This window comes from Pseudoalteromonas galatheae (genome assembly GCF_005886105.2).
Lineage (GTDB): Bacteria > Pseudomonadota > Gammaproteobacteria > Enterobacterales > Alteromonadaceae > Pseudoalteromonas > Pseudoalteromonas galatheae.
On the sequence record NZ_PNCO02000001.1, the window covers coordinates 1,563,900 to 1,582,829 of the forward strand.

Here is an 18,930-nt window from a genome sequence, read left to right on the forward strand (position 1 = left end):
AGATATAATCCAGTTAAGATAGAAGAGGTATGATCATTTTGAAGTGGCAATCACTGGTTGATAACAGGCAGAGATTTTTCTGGGTATTACAAATAGCTGGTTGGTTAGGCTACGCGTTAGTTAACTATATTGGCTCAAAAGTCTTTGAAATGCGTGACATTTATGTATTTGTCATCGCGTTAAATGCCTATGCAGGTTGCTTGATGACCGTACCGCTACGCTACCTCTATCGTAAAATTTGGAATGCAACGCCCTTGGTGTTGATATTCGCTGTGTTTACGGCGTCATATGTTACTGGGACATTATGGGCGGTAGTGCAGAAATTCAATCATTGGGAGATATATCGTCACGGGTATCGGCCGGATGAATGGTTTTATTACTTACAGCAGGGATTAGATTCTGTCTATATTATACTTTGCTGGAGCGGGTTGTATTTTGGTATTAAGTATTATCAGTTGTTGCAGAGCGAGCGTCAAAAGGCATTGAAAGCCAATACTATGGCCCATGAAGCGCAATTAAAAATGTTACGCTATCAGCTAAATCCGCATTTTCTATTCAACACTCTTAATGCAATTTCGACGCTTATATTGGTTGAAGAAAACAAAGATGCGAATCAAATGGTTTCAAGGCTCAGTGATTTCTTGCGTCATACATTAAATACAGATCCGATAAAAAAGGTACCGCTTGAGCAAGAGCTACACGCGTTAAAGTTGTACTTAGAAATTGAGAAAGTCCGTTTTGATGAACGCTTATCCATTGAGCTTGATGTGACAGAAGAAGCAGAGCAGGCGTTAGTACCAAGCTTGATTTTACAGCCACTCATTGAAAATAGTATTAAATACGCAATTGCCCATATAGAGCATGGCGGCAAAATTGAAATAAAAGCGCAGGTGTTTGCCAATGAACTACTCTTGGAAGTAGGAGACAATGGTCCTGGCGCCGAGCTAGAAGATGGGCAACTGAAAAGTGCACAGGGAGTGGGTTTAGCGAATACCAAAGACCGTTTAAAAACCTTGTACGAAAATAACTATTCATTTGTGCTCTCGGATAATGAGCCATCAGGGTTGAAGGTAAACATTCGCGTTCCATATGAAAGGGCGAAGAAGTAATGAGCAAAATTAGAACACTAATCGTAGATGATGAGCCGTTAGCGAGAAAAGGACTAGCGGTAAGATTAAGAGATTTTTCTGAAATCGAAGTTGTAGAATTGTGTGGCAGTGGTCAACAAGCAATCGATCTATGCAAATCTGAGGATATAGATCTGGTCTTTCTCGATATTCAAATGCCGAACATGAACGGTTTTGAAGTAGCGAGAGCGTTAAGTGAAAGTGTTAAACCATTGCCTGCTATCGTATTTGTAACTGCGTTTGATCAATATGCTGTAAAGGCATTTGAGATCCATGCGCTTGATTACATCTTAAAACCCGTTGATGACAACAGATTAAAACAGGCGGTGGAGAAAGTGCAAAGCTATTTAAAAACACAACAAGACAATGCGCATAAGAAAAAGCTAGCCAGCTTTGTTGCAGGGATCACTGGTAACAACTGTGAAGAAATCCTAAAAAAACTTGCAACAGGAGATACAATTGAAGATAAAAAATTCCCAGAGTCTTTAGCGGTAAAAGAGCAGGGTGAGATTATTCGAGTATCTACATCGTCAATTCAGTGGATTGATGCAGCTGGTGACTACATGTGCTTACATTGTAGCGATGGTCAGACTCATATTTTACGTAAAACAATGAAAGATCTAGAGCAAGAATTAGATCCAACGTTATTTGTACGTGTTCATCGCTCTGCAATCGTAAATACTAAGCAGATCAGTAAACTAGTTACACAAAGCAGTGGTGAGTATTTATTGGTGCTTGAGAATGGTCAAGAGCTTAAAGTAAGTCGTAGTTACCGTGACAAAGTAAAGGCCGCACTCGCAAGCTAATCCACTGAAAAAGCGAATACAATCGCGAGCTAAAGTGATTTGCACCGTGTTTAGCCTACGGTGACGTAGTGTATTTTATGTGCTTGTACACTTTAGGATATTCTAAGGAGAGATGAACTAGGCAGCAAGGCTACCTAGTTCAATGCTGTTACACAGTGACGATTTTCAGCGTGTTACTGGCGCCGATAGTTTCCATCTTATCACCGTGTGTGATGATCACTGTGTCGCCTTTTTCTAATGAGCCTGCTGCAACTAGCGTATCAAGCGCTTCGCGAACAGTTGAGTCGTCTGAGCATTGTGTCGAGTCAAATCTCACTGGATAAACACCGCGATAGAGCGACGCCTGCCCAAGTGTTGATTGATGACGAGACAGTGCGTAAATAGGTAACCCTGAACTGATACGGGACATTAATTTTGCGGTGTTACCTGATTCAGTTAGCGCAACAATCGCTTTTACTGAGTCCAAATGGTTTGCTGCGTACATTGCTGACAAGGCAATAGTTTCACAGGTATCAGCAAAACGGCTGTCTAAGCGATGTTTAGATATATGGATCTGCGGTTGAGACTCAGCACCTAAACACACACGTGCCATTGCTGCCACCGTTTGCTCTGGATAATCACCAGCAGCGGTTTCTGCTGAAAGCATTACCGCATCTGTGCCATCTAGCACTGCGTTGGCGACATCCATAACTTCAGCACGAGTTGGCATTGGGTTGTCAATCATTGACTCCATCATTTGGGTGGCAGTGATCACCGTACGATTTAGTGAGCGAGCACGGCTGATAATTTGCTTCTGTTTACCAACAAGAGCGGCATCGCCAATTTCTACGCCTAAATCACCACGGGCAACCATCACCGCATCAGAAGCCAGTACAATATCGTCAATCGCTTCTACGGTTTCCACCGCTTCTGCACGTTCGATTTTTGCAAGTAACTGCGCATTAGACCCCGCTTTTTCTGCCAGCCCCCTAACGTAGCGCATGTCGTCACCACTGCGAGGGAACGAAACTGCAATATAGTCCACGCCAATTTCTGTCGCTGTGATCAAATCTTCTCTGTCTTTGTCAGTAAATGCAGGTGCTGTTAAGCCACCGCCTAAACGGTTGATCCCTTTATTGTTCGACAATACACCGCCAACTTTAACACTGGTGTGAACCAAGTGATCTTGTACTTCTTCAACAACAAGCTGAATAAGTCCATCGTTTAATAACAGTAAATCGCCTTGCTTCACGTCATTCGGTAATTCTTTATAGTCGATACCCACGGCTTCAACGTGACCTTGGCCTGGTTCCATTTTTGCGTCGAGCGTGAATTTTGCACCCACTTCTAGGAACACTTTGCCTTCTTTAAATGTTGAAACGCGAATTTTAGGACCCTGTAAATCTGCTAGGATCGCTACATTTACGCCTAAGCGTTTAGCAATTTCGCGAACGGCTTCGGCTCTATTTTTATGATCTTGAGCAACACCGTGTGAAAAGTTTAGTCTGACTACGTTGGTGCCGGCACGAATGATTTTTTCTAGGTTGTTATCTCTATCCGTCGCTGGCCCCAGTGTTGCGACGATTTTTGTGCGTCTAAGCATCAGATTCTCCTGTTAGCTTATCAAGGTAAGCAAAAACTCATGAATGTGTTAAAAATAAATCAAGATTGCTGTTTTTTTATACATGTCACATTGTAAAATCACGATTTAACTAATTAGAGCATAAAGAATTATGTAAAACCCTTTTTAACACTCTAATTAAGTTATATGATCTATATGTCATCATTATGACACCGGTGTCAGTGGCCGTCAATCTCGAATATTTTACCCTACAGCTTAGAGGGTAATTTGAGATTTATCATAAAATTGGTGAATTCGCGCCGCTGTCACTATATTGCTATACAGTGAATTGTGTTAGCTGCCATATTTGGGGGCCGCTCTGATATCAGTGAATTGTGTGTCTCGCTGGTCAATCATGGTCGCTCAGGTATAATGCACATACACGAACGCATAAAGTTTTGATGTTACCGAGGAGGAAACTAAATGCAGGTTGCATTAGTTGGTTTGGGTGTGATGGGTAAAAACCTCGCGCTAAATCTAATTGAGAAGGGGATGACCTTAGTCGCTTACGACAAGAACCCCGAAGTAGGTGCGGAATTATTGAGTTGCGCACAGTCGTTAGGTATGGCGGAGCGCTTACACATAGTGTCTGATCTCGGTGATATGATCAGAAGATTAGAGACTCCTCGCTCGATTTTATTACTCGTTCCAGCAGGTGAACTAGTAGATAAAGTTTGTAGCGATTTGGTTGAAGCTGGAGTTGAGAAAGACGATATCATCGTTGACTGTGGTAACAGTAATTACAAAGATGGTATTGCACGCAAATTGAAGTATCAGAATAAATTTGAGTTTGCCACTATGGGGATCTCTGGCGGTGCCGAAGGTGCACGTCATGGTCCCGCAATGATGGCAAGTGGTTCTGAAGGTGGCTGGGAGCGTATCGAGCCTTGGTTCGAAAAGGTTGCTGCGAGCTACAACAATGAATCATGTTTCGCGCGTGTTGGGCAATCTGCCAGCGGTCACTTTGTTAAAATGGTTCACAACGGTATTGAGTATGCATTGATGCAGCTCATTGCAGAGCTTTATCAATTGCTTCGACTTGGTACCGGTCGCTCTCCTAAAGAAGTGGCTGAGATTTTTGAGTCTTGGTCTGAAGGTAAACTAAATAGTTATCTACTTGCAATTTCTAGCCACATTTTAAGTCTTGAAACAGAGCAAGGTGAGTCTTTAGTCGATCTTATCGACAATAAAGTCGGGGCTAAGGGCACTGGCCTTTGGACGGCGCAAAACGCACTAGAGCTTGGAATTGCCGTACCTTCGCTTGTCGCTGCGGTACAAGCTCGCCACCTCACCAATACCATCGATACTCCAGCTGCAAAAGAAATGACGTATGCGAATAAATCAACGCAAACAATTGATGTTGATTTAGACGAATTAAAAGACGCATTCTATTTTGCAAGTTTGCTATGTTACCGCCAAGGTCTTGCACTGATTAAGGGCGCGTCACGAGCACATCAATGGAAAGTTGATCTTAATAAAACGCTACAAACTTGGCGCGCCGGCTGTATTATCCGAGCTGATTACTTAGATGATATCGCTGAAGGTGTTGAATTTATCGATTCACTAGAGAAACCAGCACTTGCGCTACGTAGTATTACAGGTAAAGCAGTGGCGACTGGTTTGTCTTTCCCTGTGCTTGGCGCGACACAAACTTATATTGCAACATTGAGCACGCCAAGCAATGGGCATTTGGTGCAAGCTCAGCGTGATTACTTTGGTGAGCACGGTATAAAGACACACAGTGGTGAAACTTGTCACCTGACTGATCTTGTCGATATCGAAGCAAAAGTTAGATAATAATCGACGTTCGGAGCAGTTCGAGCTGATTGAAAAGCCGTGGCAACGATACCACGGCTTTTTTATTTTACCGCTATCGAGTTAGCTCACCGCGTAGATTGTCTTGCATCAAATGGCGGATTGTTTCAAGCTCAAGTTGCTGGCTAAACAAATAGTGTAGCTTTGTTAAGCACGCTTCTAGTGTCATATCGTAGCCGCTGATCACACCACAGTTTAATAACGCATTTCCTGTCGCGTAGCCGCCCATATTCACTTTTCCTTGAATACATTGGGTGAGGTTGATAATCACCACTCCGCGATCGCTGATTGCTTTAAGCTCAGTTAAAAAGTGCTCGTCTTGTGGTGCGTTACCAACACCGAAGCTCAATAAGATTAATGCTTTCATCTTGCTACGCATTAGATTCTTAAGGATTTCAGTTGAGATCCCTGGATACAAATGCATTACCGCGATAGGTTGAGGTGAGATCTTGGTGACTTGCAAGCTTTGCTCAACGTAAGGGCTTAGCTTCCCTTCGATCAGCTGAATATTGATCCCTGCTTGTGCCAGTGGCGAAAGGTTTGGAGAAGCGAATGCATCGAAGCCATCAGCATGAGCTTTGATTGCTCTGTTACCGCGGTAAAGTTTATTGTTGAAAAACAAACTCACTTCGGCGATAGGGTAGTTAGCAGCCAAATACATCGCGTTTAACAGATTCACTTGACCATCGGAGCGCAGCTGTGACAAAGGAATTTGAGAGCCTGTTACGATCACAGGTTTAGTTAAGTTCTCAAACATGAAGGATAGCGCAGAAGCAGTATAGGCCATTGTATCTGTGCCATGAAGCACCACAAAGCCATCATAGTCGTGATATTTTGATTGAATATCATCTGCGATAAGTTGCCAGTGATGCGGTGACATATCTGATGAATCAATTAACGGGCAATATTCATGAATATCAAATAGCGGCATTTCATCGCGAGTAAACTCAGCATTATTTTTCACCGTATCTGTTAGATATCCTGCAACCGGAACGTAACCGCGACTGGATTGCTTCATACCAATGGTACCACCGGTATAGGCGATATATATTTTTTTTCTTTTCATAAAAAAGCCCAGAATAAAATCTGGGCTTAGTATAACAATTACAGCACCACAATTGCAGTGCTTAATCGATTTCACTCAGGTGAAACGTTACACACTAAGCAAAGCGTATAGACATGGTTAGGATCGTTAAGCTGCCCTAACATTTGAGTTTGTATTTCGATTGTATTACTAACGCTGTCTAGGGCGTTCAGTGCAGTTTTTGCGAATATCGATTGCTCAGGTACAAGGGCACTAATGGCGCTTTGCACCATTGATGCACCAAATAATTGCTGCATCAGCTTTTCTTGCTCGGTGAGTGTTTGTTCAATAGTGATAACATCATACATCTCTAAATTAGCAAGATTTGCGGCCGCTTCAATGGCATCGTTCTTGTTACCTAACTTATCAACTAAGCCAAAATCAAGCGCCTGAGTTGCTAGCCATACACGTCCTTGCGCAACATCATTAACGGCTGATTTATCAAGATTTCGCTCAGTCGCGACCATGGAAATAAACTTATCATAGGCATCTTCAACCCCCATCTGGATAAGGTTTTTATAGCCTCCGTCTATTCCTCTGAATGGGGATTGACCTTTCAATTCGGTTGTCGCAACACCATCAGAGTAAATTCCTAATGAGTTTGCTGCATTTTCAAAGGTCATGATCATGCCAAAGACACCGATGGAGCCCGTAATTGTACTTGGAGAAGCCCAAATTTCATTAGCTGATGCCGCAATCCAATAACCGCCAGAAGCTGCAACTGAACCCATTGATGCTATCACGGGTTTTCCAGCGGCTTTTAATGCAATAACCTCATTACGAATGGTTTCCGAAGCAAACATGCTACCACCGCCAGAGTCAATTCTTAATACAACTGCTTTTACCTTGTCGTTAAGGCGAGCCTTTTTAAGTAATGCAGCTGTTGAATCACCACCGATAGCACCCGCTTTACGCTTGCCATCAGAGATCTGACCTTTAGCAACAACCACTGCGACTTTTTCAGTAAATGGGTTTTCTGCAAACTCTTTAGGCGGCATTGTCGATAGATATTGATTGAACGAGACCTGTTTAAAAGATTTTCCTTTTGCATCGAGACCAACTTCATCGATCAGTTTTTGTGCAAATGCCTGATTGGTCGTTAATGCATCGACCCATTGGTTGTCGATAGCATATTTTGCTGAATCGCCTTGGGCGGCTTCCATTTTATCGGTTAATGCTGCGAAGGTTTCATCAAAATTAGCTGTATCAAAACCGCGGTTTTCGGCGACTTCTGTTTTGTATTGTGTCCAAAGTGGGGTGATCCATCCAAGGTTTGATTCTTTTGCTTCTGGTGACATGTCGCTGCGAATAAAAGGCTCAACAGCTGATTTGTAAGTGCCAACGCGGAAGATATGTTGCGTAACTTTCAGCTTATCAAGGGCTTCTTTGAAGTACAGCGGATACATACCAAACCCAGTGATATTAACTCCCCCATATGGATGTAAAGAAATTTCATCGGCTATCGAGGCGAGATAATATTGAGCTTGAGTGTAATAAGCGCCGTGAGCGTAGATTTTTTTGCCTGCAGCCTTAAACTGCGAGAGCGCGTCTTTAATATCTCGTAATTTGTCGAGATGGGCGCTATGAAGACGTTGTAAATCAAGGTACATCACTGTGATTCGGTCGTCTTTAGCCGCACTATTGATAACATCGATAATATCATCTAATAGAATTTCACTTGGCTCTTCTGAATCGCCAAAGGCGTCGCTCATTGCTGCGTCAATAGGATCAACATAAGTCAATTGCTCGACTATGATACCGTTCAGGTTTAAGCGTAATACGCTTTTATTTTCGACCTTAACCTGATCTTCGTCCGATACAATGCTTATCACTATGGCGATAAGAATGAACAAAAACAGCAGATTTAGAATCAATCGCCTGGAAAAGTTCAGTGTGGCCCAAATGCCCTTAAAAATATTCGCTATCAATTTCAAAATGATCCCTTATGCTTAACTTCAATACAACTCTATACGTTTATCATATATCAGAGCGAGTTTCATGAATAATAGAAAAACGTAACGAAGTATTTTCATGATTGAAATATCGCCAATGCTGCCAAATTCGTTAATTTCTTTCTTCTTAACACTTGCCAAATAATAAAAAAACGTTAATGTTCACAGGTAAGACCAGTTTTGTGGGGCGGCAAATGTTAGAACAAGAATTACAACTTAAACATACCAGTTTACGAAATCGCTTGGTAATGGGATCAATGCATACCGGGCTTGAAGAGGGGTGGCATAACCGAAAGCGACTCGCTGCATTTTATGAGGAGCGGGCAAAAGGCGGAGTAGGTCTTATTGTAACCGGAGGCTACAGTCCAAACTTGCGCGGTAAGTTGACACCAATTTCTTCTTCTTTTAACTCGTTATACGATGTAATTAAACATAAAGCATACACTGATGTAGTACATAAGCATGGTGGCAAAATTTGTCTACAGTTACTACATGCAGGGCGCTACGCTTATCATCCATTCAACACCGCACCAAGTGCGATTAAAGCGCCGATTAATCCATATAAACCAAAAGCAATGAGCGTAAGTGCTATTAAAGGCACGATTAAAGACTTTGCTCACTCAGCTAAATTGGCCGAAAAAGCAGGCTACGATGGTGTGGAGATCATGGGCTCAGAGGGTTATTTAATCAATGAGTTTATGGCGGGTCATACCAATAAACGCACCGATGAGTATGGTGGTAGCTTAGAAAACAGAATGCGATTGGCAACAGATATTGTAAAAGCGGTTAGAGCAAAAGTGAGCGATAAGTTCATAATCGTGTTTCGTCTGTCGGTCATGGACTTAATCCCAAATGGCTCAACACCAGAAGAAGTAGTGCTGCAAGCCAAAGCTTTGGTCGCAGCCGGTGTAGATATTCTTAACACCGGAATCGGTTGGCACGAAGCGCGTGTTCCAACAATTGCGTCGATGGTGCCTCCTGGTGCCTATCGTGAAGCGTCACATAGATTAAAACAAGCCGTTGATATACCTGTTGTCGCGGTAAATAGGATTAACACCCCAGATCTTGCTAATGACATTTTAGCTAAAGGAGATGCTGACCTTATTTCTATGGCGCGTCCGTTACTGGCTGATCCTGAATTCTTTAATAAATATCAAGAGCAGCGCTCGGAGCAAATCAATATTTGCATCGGCTGTAATCAGGGTTGTTTGGACCATGTATTTAAGGGCAAACGAGCAACATGTTTGGTGAATCCACAAGCGGGATTTGAATTGGATTATCCACTTCAGAGCGCTCAAAGGAAAAAACAAGTACTTGTTGTTGGGGCAGGACCTGCTGGGTTGTCTGTAAGTTACTATCTCGCCAAAAAAGGCCACCAAGTTAAGTTGATTGATAAAGGTAGTGAATTAGGTGGCCAGTTTAATTTAGCGATGCGAATACCTGGTAAAGAAGACTTCCAACATACGCTTAAATACTATGTCAGCGAAATAAATCGCTTAGGTGTTGAGCTTTGCCTAAATACACCATACGAAGAAACAATGGCAAACGCGTTTGATGATGTGGTATTTGCAACGGGTGTAAGCCCGCGTATGTCGAAAATAGAGTGTGCAGATGGGAAACGTGTGTTTGCCTATGACGAAGTGATTAAAGGTGAAGTAGAACTGGGCAATAAAATTGCCATTTTAGGTGCAGGTGGTATTGGCTTTGACATGGTAGCGTTTTTAACAGAACAGCGAGAACAAACTATTCCTGATTTTAAATCACAGTGGGGAATAGAATGTGAAGCGCAACCATCACAAGAGCAAAGGCCAATTTATATGTTAAAACGCTCTGAAGGACGTTTTGGTAAAGACTTAGGTAAGACTACCGGCTGGATCCACAGAGCTGTTGCAAAACATCACAATGTTCAGCAAATTGCGGAATGCGAATATATAAGCTTTGATAATCAAGGTTTGACTGTGAGAGTGGCAGGTGAAGAACAACTGTTAGATGTAGATACGGTCATTGCTTGTATTGGACAAGTTTCCAACGATAGCTTGTTCGATAAAGAGGCACTTCCTGAGAATCAGCACGTTATCGGTGGGGCCAAACTGGCTGCAGCGATTGATGCTAAGCGAGCGATTGCAGAGGCACTTCAGGTAGCAAGAAAGATCTAACGAAATAATCCAACCCAATCTGCGGTCTATACTGATAATTCAAACATCAACTATGGACCGCATATGTTTACCAACCTACTAAAGCCGTATCGGCAACTACAACATTTATCTCAATATTTTTCTGGTCTTGCACCATTGCTTATGCGACTTATTCTCGCGCCTGTTATGATCATTGCAGGTTATAATAAGTTGAATTTGACCAATCCAGACGCGACATTTTTGCAAAGTCTCCTCGCCGATCCGAATATTGTTGCTTGGTTTGGTAATAGTGAATGGGGCTTAGGTCTGCCTTTTCCTGACTTGCTTGCCTTTCTAGCCGCATGGACGGAGTTTTTAGGTGGTTGGTTAATTTTATTCGGCTTGCTTACACGCTTAGTATCAATTCCGCTCATGGTGACTATGGTTGTTGCTGCCACTACGGTTCATTTGGAACATGGCTGGTTTTCGGTTACACCAACAAATCCAGATACTAGCGCGGCTAAAGTATTAGATTGGCTTGGCTTTGACGAAGCAAAAGTAAGCTTAAAAAATAGTGTAGATGCAAAGCAGCGTTTGGATTTAATTAAAGAGATTGTCGAAGAAAATGGCAAACCAAGTTATCTATACGAAAAAGGCAATATTGTGATTTTGAACAATGGAATTGAATTTGCAGCAACTTACTTTGTGTTACTGCTATCGCTATTTTTTACCGGTGGTGGACGTTATGTCAGTGTCGATTATTGGTTGAGACTACGTTTCGAAAGAAAACAACGTGATTTAGTTCCCGAATAAAAAATAGGTTATAGCAAGGATGCAACCATAAACCGTGATGTTGCGTGGTCGAATTTAAGGTAAAATGGTAGACTGTCACCATGTAACGGCAATTTGCTTAATTAGATAGCCTATTTCGAGGCAAGTATTAAGTTAAATTAGTATAATTCACGGCCATTTTGAAGGCACAACACGGGACGAGTTAATGGACGCCATAGAATTACTCTTAACACGCCAGTCAGATAGCAACCTGTCTTTTCCTGGACCCAACCCAGCTCAGCTAGAAATCATTAAAAAAGCGGCACTAAAAGTGCCTGATCACGGTGGTTTAACACCGTTTAAATTTATTATAGTAGAAGAAAAAGGTCGCGAAAAACTGGGCGAGATCTACTACCAAGCGGCGGTAAAAGAGCAACAAGAGCAACGGGTAATAGATAGAGCGAGACAATTGCCAGAGCGTGCCCCTATGTTGATCATCGCTGTATCTCCATATCAAGAACATCCAAAAGTACCTCGTATTGAGCAAATTCAAAGTGCAGGCTGTAGTGTACTTGCTATGCAGCAAGCGGCTTTTGCACAGGGATTGTCGGGTGTATGGCGAACTGGCTACTTTGCCCAGAGCCCTGAAGTGAAAAAGCAACTTGGTCTCAATGAAAAAGATGAAATCGTTGGTTACCTTTATTTAGGCACGCCTACAGTACAGTGTACTAAGCCTACAAGGCACAAACCTGAAGATTTCTTTTGCAGTTTATAAGGATACGTAGTCATGGCATTACATGTAATTGATCACCCGTTAGTTCAGCATAAACTTGGGCTGTTACGCGAGCAGTGCATATCAACTAAAAACTTTCGCGAAATTGTCTCGGAAGTTGGCAACTTACTCACTTACGAAGCAACAAAAGATTTGACGTTGAGCGATCAGGTCATCTCCGCTTGGGACGGTAACGAGTTAACAGTTAAAAGGCTGACGGGCAAAAAGATCACCTTGGTGCCAATTTTAAGAGCTGGTTTGGGAATGCTAGATGGCATATTGCAGTTGATCCCAGCGGCTAAAGTGAGTGTTGTGGGTTTACAGCGTAACGAAGAAACGCTTGAGCCTGTGCCTTATTTCGAGAAATTGGTGGGAAATATTGATGCCAGACTTGCTTTGGTTATTGATCCAATGCTTGCGACTGGTGGCTCACTGATCGCTACTATCGACATGCTAAAAAAAGCAGGTTCAAAAGAGATCAGGGCGATTGTGCTTGTGGCAGCGCCAGAAGGAGTCAAACTGGTGGAAGAAGCACATCCTGATGTTGAAATTTATACCGCTTCACTGGATAGTCATCTAAATGAAAAAGGATATATTGTGCCAGGTCTAGGCGACGCCGGTGACAAAATATTTGGTACGAGAGCCTAAACAGTTATAGTGATCAACAGGTTTTGGTTTTTTGATCTAAAACAATGATACAAAAAAATATCGTAGTAAAAATACGTCTTCCGCTCTATTTTTGTTAAAACAACAAAATAATATTAAGGATAGACCATGTATTTGCTACGTATTTTTTTGTGGCTAAGCTGCATTTCTGTTTCAGCAAACGAGCTCCCCAGTATTAAAAAAATAGAAATATTTGCAACCAACTATCATCTCGATCTCAACATACATACACAAACAAGCCGTTTATCTGGCAGCGCAACGATAACGGTTAAAAACCAAGGAACAACACCAACTAGCGTAATTCCATTAAGACTTTATCGCTTGCTTAGTGTTGTCGATATCACTTCGGAAGCGGGTAAGTCCCTCAACTATACACAGGGAGTAGTAAGTAATATTGATGACTCACTATTTCAGTCTAATTATATTAAATTATCGTTATCTGAGGCGCTCCAACCCGATCAACAAACAACTTTTACTGTTAATTATTCTGGCCATATAAAGGGGTATGTAGAAACTGGGATGGCTTATATTAAAGATGACATCACCCCTTTGTTTTCTATTATTCGTATGGACGCATATGCTTATCCGCTCATCACAGTGCCTGATGATAGGGTCAATCGCGCGTCACGCTTTTGGCAGAAGCTGTATAACTACACCGCTAATATCGAAGTCGATAGTGGCTTAGTGGTAGCAAATGGTGGAATTTTACTAGGCGTAACAGAGACCGATCAAGGAAGAAAGGTTTATTCGTACAAAAACCAGAAACCCTCATGGAGAATGGACTTCATGGTCGCACCATATACCGTGACAAAAGGAGATGGCTTTAAGCTATTTACGTTACCGGGAAATAAATATGCAACTGACTATATGGAAAAGGCAAAACAAACCATAACGTTGTATGAAAGCTGGTTTGGTCAACGTCAAAGCACTGGTGAGTTTAGCTTTATAGAGATCCCAAAGGGGTTTGGTGCTCAAGCTGATGTTACCGCAATTATTCAAGACAGCGAGGGGTTTGTGGAGGTAACTCGTTTGTATCACGAACTGAGTCATCTATGGGACCCACGTTCGAATGAAAGCTACTCACCACGCTGGAATGAAGGTAAGGCTACCTTTTTAGAGTATTTAACGGATTCACGGCTGAATAAAAGGGTGTCTTTAAGCTCGCATATGACAAACGTACTAAAACGAGCAAAAAATCAGTTCGTTAAACAGCCTAAATATTTAACGACTGCGTTTGAAGAGTATGGAAAAGCAGGGCTTAATGCCTATTCGGTAGGGGCGCTATTTTTTGCGCTTTTGCATCATGAGCTAGGAGAGGAAAGGTTTACTCATTTACTACGTACTTTTTATGCAGCACATGTTAAAAGCGGAGCATCAACAGGCGACTTTATTCTTGCACTGCGTGATTTGAAAGATCCTAACATTGATTGGATATTATCTCGTTGGGTGAATAGCCATAGGTTCACGCTTGATATTTTAGACGCTACCAACTTTGAGAACTTCATCACGTTGAGTATAAGAAGTAGTAAAATATAAATAATCCAAATAAAAAAGCTACCCACAAGAGGCAGCTTTTTGGCTTCTATAAAAGAAAGGAATCGGTATTAAAAGTAGCCTCTGATACCAAGCTTGATATTACGACCTGGAAGTGGAGCTTGCTCTTTAATAAACGAGCTATGCACAAAGCCTAGCTCATCTGTTAGGTTATCAAGGTTAACATAACCAACTATGTCACTGCCCATAAACTCAAAGTCATAGTTAAACGACATATCCACTAACGTGTAGCCTTTAGTTTCACTTTCATAGCTTGCGATGTTGTCTTGCTTGAAGTAATGCGTCACCGTGAAATTAGCTGTTAAGTTCTCGTAACTGTGTTTGTAATCAAGACCTAGCTTGTTGCTTGGGATACGTGGTAAATATTCGTCGTTATCTAACTTCGCTGTTAGTGAGTCACCAAACACTTTAACGCGTGCAAAGTTGCTTAATTTGTAATGGGCATCAAACTCAAGACCATATAGTTTGGCGTCACTGCTTTCAAACTTAAACACTGGAACAGCGCCTTCATGTTCATGATCTGCCACTTCTAAACCGTGCTCTGGACTATAGATATAGTCTGTTAATGCCTGATAGTAGAAGTTTTCGATGTCGTTGTAGAAGAAGTTAACGGTATAACCAAAGTCACCTGAGAACTTTCTAAAGCTGATGTCTAAGTTGTTTGATGTTTCTTGTTCAATATCTTGTGGCTCAAAGTGTAAATGATCGCCTTCTAGCTTATAACCAAGTCCTAGTTCATAGGTGCTTGTTGCGATATGAATGCCATTTGAAAGCAACTCGGCGGTTAATGGTGCGCGCTCTGAGCGAGATAGTGAAACGGCAACGTTTTGACCTTCAACAAAGTCGTATACACCGCCAATGGATAAGCTTAGATTAGTCATTTCCAGGTCATAAGAAATAAACCCATTATCTAAGTTTCCACCATGGTCGTGGTCGTGATCATGGTCGTGTTCACCTTCGTGGTCATGATCTTCTTCGTACGCTTTCAGTTGATTACCTTTGCTTGATAACTGGTAGTCTTCAATACGAGCACCTAACTCAAGTGTGAAGTCTCCAAAACGACGTTCTTCAAGGATATAAAGTGCGTGCGTTTTGGTATTGGTCGATGGCGTGAAAGCTTCTGCACCGTTTGCGGCGTAATCGCTGTCGGAGAAATGATAACCAACAGTGCCGTGCCACTCTCCTAAGCGGTGTTCCGCCGTTAAGCGTAACTCAGTTGTATCATTTTCAAATACAGTGCCAATGTTTCCATCTTCAATTTCAGCGTGTTCATAATCTGTGTAACCCACGCGTAGACCAATAGATTCAAGCCAATCACTATGTACTGCATAATTTACAAGCCCTTGCCAACGATCTTGCTTTACTCGAGCAAATACGGATTCTTCTTCGTGGTCATGTCCTTCGTCTTCATGTTCGTGATCATGGTCATGACCAATATGAGAGTGAGCGGGTATGCCATAGTCCGTATCAACACGGCCATAAGAGAAACCAACAGTCAGATGATCGCCAACATAACTTGTACCTAAATTAAATTGCTCGGAGTCGATAAAGGTATTGTCGACGCGATTGGCGTACTCTGTTTCATGTTCTTCTGCTTCGTGGGCATGATCTTCGCCTTCATGTTCATGCTCGTGTTCTTCATGTTCGTCGTGCGGCAGTGCAAAATTTGGGGTTTCATAATCACCACCTTTACGCTTAACGCCATCGAAATGGAAGTTAAAGCCGTCAAAGCCGGATTCTAATAACATCGCAAAGGTATTGGTATTTGAGTTGGTATCATGGCTGTAGTCGGCAGCGCCCTGGAGGCTATCGATTACGTCAGTAGGAATACGATTATCAACGACATTAACCACCCCACCGATTGCACCTGAGCCGTAGAGTAGGGTTGCAGGGCCCCTTAGCACTTCAATTTGCTGCGCGGCTAGCGAATCATTAGTGTTTGCGTGATCCGGACCAACGCGCGAGGCGTCGCTACTGTCTAAACCATTTTGCGTAATTTTTACGCGAGGACCATCTAAACCACGGATAATAGGACTTGAACTAACCGGACCAAAATAGCTGGCATTGATCCCAGGTTGGCCTTTTAGTGTTTCACCTAGCGTTGGTTTTGCATGATTTTTTAACTCATCACCACTTAACACACTGACAGGAGAAGTCATTTCCATGTTATTTTTGTGTAGAGCAGAAGAGTAAACAACAATGCTTTCGACAGATGTTGGTTTTAATTCGACTCGAACAAATCCTTGGGCTTCATCTACATCTACACGCTTATCAAGATAATTAGGCTTAGTAACGTGTAATTGAGAATCAGCATCTATTTCAATGGTAAATTGGCCATTCTTATCTGATTTAACTGACTTGCTTTTGCCATGTAGGTGGATGGTTACATTACTAAGTGGTTGGTTGTTTGCGTCAACAACTTTACCTGTTAGTTGTGCAGCATAAGCTGGCGCTGCACCGATAATTGAAATTAATGCGCTGGCGATAAGAGACTGCTTAAACATATTTTATTACCACGAGTTAGATTATGTATTGAACGAGTGAGCCTATTTGGCAACTAGGGTGATAATATAACACTACAAATATAGTGGATCAATAACGTTATACTATAACTTGGGTGTTGTTGAAATTGGAATTGCAGCTATAGTTAAGGAATAAGTCAAAATGGGCACAACATTATGAACAAGCCATTTGTTTTCAAGGCAAGGATTAAGGTTGCTGACTTATTTCATCATAGCCATCATGAAGAAGTTTTTACTACAGCTATGTTGTCAAAAGAAAGTAGCGAACACTTTGCGATGAAATTGCTCGGGATCTGTGCGCTGTCTTTTGATAAGCCTGCAAAGTGGAGTAAGACGGAGAAAAAGTATTGGCCCGATGTATGGCTCGAAGATGAAAACGAACAAATTGAAGTCGCTTTGTTTATTGGCACTTACGAGGTTGAAGAGATACTTAAGTATGAAAAGCTTTATACTAAGGTCGTGGTGTTGTGTGCCGACGGTGAGCAATGGTTTGAAGAGCGTCGAGTGCAGTTACAGTTTATTGGTTCGCTATCTGTGTTTAGTATTCCCGCTGTTTTTGTGGCTGATTTGTGTGAAATGCTGACACGAAGTTTGCATTGGGATGTGATTCTTGAAAATGGGGCGCTGAGTATTACTGATAACGAGCACTATATTCGTGCTCAAATTACCAAGCTGATTTAACGCAGTGATAAGGGACAACGGCTACGGCTAGAGAACAAAGTATTCTTTTGAATTCATGCTATCTAGGGCAACTCTATTTTAATATGGCTTGTGGGTCTGCTACAGCACAATAAAATTTCTCCATCTCTCACAAAAGCAAGTGGCTCGTTCGCGTATTGTGTTTGCCCTTCGATGAGCTTGGCGCGGCAGGCGCCGCAAAAACCCTCGCGGCATTGATAGGGGACTTCAATATTTGCGGCTTCAAGGGTTTCGAGTATCGAAGACGAAGAAGCCACATATTCCAGTGGCTCCTCAATATTCTCAACCTGAATTAGGAAGGGTGGCTTTTCAACCATTACAGGTCGAAGTCGCCAAAGTCAGAGGCATCGACTTCAGAGTCGATTTGTCCAACAAGGTATGAGCTGATCTCTGCTTCCTGTGGTGCAACCTGAACATTGTCAGACACAAGCCAAGCATTGATCCACGGAATAGGGTTTGATTTAGTTTCGAATTGCGTTGGTAAACCAACTGCTGACATACGAATATTTGTGATGTACTCGACGTATTGACACAAGATATCTTTGTTCAGACCGATCATCGAACCGTCTTTAAATAGATACTCAGCCCATTCTTTTTCCTGCTCAGCGGCCTCAATAAACATCTTAATTGCTTCTTCACGACATTGCGCTGCCACGATAGACATTTCAGGATCATCTTTACCTTCTTGCATGATATTCAGCATGTGCTGTGTACCAGACAGATGTAGCGCTTCATCACGTGCGATTAGCTTGATGATTTTCGCATTACCTTCCATAAGCTCGCGCTCAGCAAAAGCAAACGAACAGGCAAAACTTACGTAGAAACGGATTGCTTCTAAGATGTTTACAGACATGATGCAAAGATATAGGAGCTTTTTAAGTTCAAACAAGTTAATGACGACCGTTGTGCCGTTAATTTCATGTTTGCCTTCGCCGTACTGATTGTAAAGGCTTACTTTTTCAATCAGTTCGTCGTAGTACTTGGTAACTGCATCCGCACGTTCAACAATTTTGTCATTGCCCACGATGTCATCAAAGATCAATTCTGGATTTTGCGTTACATTACGAATAATGTGAGTGTAAGAGCGACTGTGAATAGTTTCACTAAATGCCCAAGTTTCGATCCAGGTTTCAAGCTCAGGAATGGAGACAATCGGTAAAAGCGCAACGTTTGGAGAGCGGCCTTGAACACTGTCTAGCAATGTTTGATATTTTAGGTTGCTCAAAAAGATATGTCTTTCGTGCTCAGGAAGTGCCTGAAAGTCCAACCTATCTTTACTTACGTCTACTTCTTCTGGACGCCAGAAAAACGATAGTTGCTTTTCAATTAGCTTTTCGAAAATAGGAAACTTCTGTTGGTCGTAGCGAGATACATTAACAGTCTGTCCAAAAAACATCGGTTCTTTTAATTGGTCGTTATGATTTCTGCTAAACGTAGAATATGCCATA

The 18,930-nt window shown here is 42.1% G+C and carries 15 protein-coding genes; 9 read left to right on the plus strand and 6 right to left on the minus strand.

Annotated features, from left to right (window positions below):
- Positions 1-38 precede the first annotated feature (38 nt).
- Together CWC29_RS06800 and CWC29_RS06805 are read left to right on the plus strand one after the other, a co-directional pair.
- Positions 39-1,109, plus strand: coding sequence for a sensor histidine kinase (locus tag CWC29_RS06800; protein WP_128728402.1), 1,071 nt, complete (start codon positions 39-41; stop codon positions 1,107-1,109).
- Positions 1,109-1,933: a LytR/AlgR family response regulator transcription factor gene (locus CWC29_RS06805; RefSeq protein ID WP_010376983.1), complete on the plus strand. Its 825-nt coding sequence runs from the start codon at positions 1,109-1,111 to the stop codon at positions 1,931-1,933. The genes CWC29_RS06800 and CWC29_RS06805 overlap by 1 nt, the downstream gene beginning before the upstream one ends.
- A gap of 148 nt (positions 1,934-2,081) precedes the next feature.
- Here the strand turns inward: CWC29_RS06805 and pyk are convergent, their stop codons facing one another.
- Complete coding sequence (gene pyk / locus CWC29_RS06810) at positions 2,082-3,515, minus strand: pyruvate kinase (protein WP_128728200.1); 1,434 nt, start codon at positions 3,513-3,515, stop codon at positions 2,082-2,084.
- Positions 3,516-3,956: 441 nt separating this feature from the next.
- On the opposite strand from pyk, the gene gndA reads away from it, so the two are divergent.
- Positions 3,957-5,330: an NADP-dependent phosphogluconate dehydrogenase gene (gndA, locus tag CWC29_RS06815; RefSeq protein ID WP_138522196.1), complete on the plus strand. Its 1,374-nt coding sequence runs from the start codon at positions 3,957-3,959 to the stop codon at positions 5,328-5,330.
- Between the two features lie 73 nt (positions 5,331-5,403).
- Here the strand turns inward: gndA and ansA are convergent, their stop codons facing one another.
- Both ansA and sppA read right to left on the minus strand, forming a co-directional pair.
- Positions 5,404-6,414 (minus strand): asparaginase, encoded by a 1,011-nt coding sequence (gene ansA / locus CWC29_RS06820; RefSeq protein ID WP_138522194.1) that lies wholly within the window; start codon positions 6,412-6,414, stop codon positions 5,404-5,406.
- 71 nt (positions 6,415-6,485) lie between these two features.
- The gene (gene sppA, locus CWC29_RS06825; protein ID WP_138522192.1) at positions 6,486-8,366 is read right to left on the minus strand and encodes a signal peptide peptidase SppA; all 1,881 of its coding nucleotides are present in this window, start codon (positions 8,364-8,366) and stop codon (positions 6,486-6,488) included.
- A 212-nt stretch (positions 8,367-8,578) separates the two neighbouring features.
- Between sppA and CWC29_RS06830 the strand changes: the two genes are divergently transcribed.
- The 5 genes from CWC29_RS06830 (at position 8,579) to CWC29_RS06850 (ending at position 14,243) form a co-directional block, all read left to right on the plus strand.
- Positions 8,579-10,540, plus strand: a complete 1,962-nt coding sequence (locus CWC29_RS06830; RefSeq protein ID WP_138522190.1) for an FAD-dependent oxidoreductase — start codon at positions 8,579-8,581, stop codon at positions 10,538-10,540.
- 63 nt (positions 10,541-10,603) lie between these two features.
- On the plus strand, positions 10,604-11,311 hold the full coding sequence (locus CWC29_RS06835; RefSeq protein ID WP_138522188.1) for an HvfX family Cu-binding RiPP maturation protein: 708 nt from the start codon (positions 10,604-10,606) through the stop codon (positions 11,309-11,311).
- A gap of 184 nt (positions 11,312-11,495) precedes the next feature.
- Entirely contained in the window at positions 11,496-12,044 is a 549-nt protein-coding gene (locus CWC29_RS06840) for an NAD(P)H nitroreductase (RefSeq protein ID WP_128728194.1), read from the plus strand.
- Positions 12,045-12,056: 12 nt separating this feature from the next.
- On the plus strand, positions 12,057-12,689 hold the full coding sequence (gene upp / locus CWC29_RS06845) for a uracil phosphoribosyltransferase (protein ID WP_138522186.1): 633 nt from the start codon (positions 12,057-12,059) through the stop codon (positions 12,687-12,689).
- 126 nt (positions 12,690-12,815) lie between these two features.
- Complete coding sequence (locus CWC29_RS06850; RefSeq protein WP_128728193.1) at positions 12,816-14,243, plus strand: M1 family aminopeptidase; 1,428 nt, start codon at positions 12,816-12,818, stop codon at positions 14,241-14,243.
- 68 nt (positions 14,244-14,311) lie between these two features.
- Here the strand turns inward: CWC29_RS06850 and CWC29_RS06855 are convergent, their stop codons facing one another.
- The gene (locus CWC29_RS06855) at positions 14,312-16,765 is read right to left on the minus strand and encodes a TonB-dependent receptor (protein WP_128728192.1); all 2,454 of its coding nucleotides are present in this window, start codon (positions 16,763-16,765) and stop codon (positions 14,312-14,314) included.
- A gap of 174 nt (positions 16,766-16,939) precedes the next feature.
- Here CWC29_RS06855 and CWC29_RS06860 point away from each other — a divergent pair, with 174 nt between their 5' ends.
- Positions 16,940-17,464: a YaeQ family protein gene (locus CWC29_RS06860; RefSeq protein ID WP_128728191.1), complete on the plus strand. Its 525-nt coding sequence runs from the start codon at positions 16,940-16,942 to the stop codon at positions 17,462-17,464.
- A 62-nt stretch (positions 17,465-17,526) separates the two neighbouring features.
- Here CWC29_RS06860 and yfaE read toward each other — a convergent pair whose 3' ends face one another.
- Together yfaE and nrdB are read right to left on the minus strand one after the other, a co-directional pair.
- On the minus strand, positions 17,527-17,799 hold the full coding sequence (yfaE, locus tag CWC29_RS06865) for a class I ribonucleotide reductase maintenance protein YfaE (protein WP_128728190.1): 273 nt from the start codon (positions 17,797-17,799) through the stop codon (positions 17,527-17,529).
- The gene (gene nrdB, locus CWC29_RS06870) at positions 17,799-18,929 is read right to left on the minus strand and encodes a class Ia ribonucleoside-diphosphate reductase subunit beta (RefSeq protein WP_138522184.1); all 1,131 of its coding nucleotides are present in this window, start codon (positions 18,927-18,929) and stop codon (positions 17,799-17,801) included. Before nrdB ends, yfaE begins: the two co-directional genes overlap by 1 nt.
- Position 18,930: the final 1 nt, after the last annotated feature.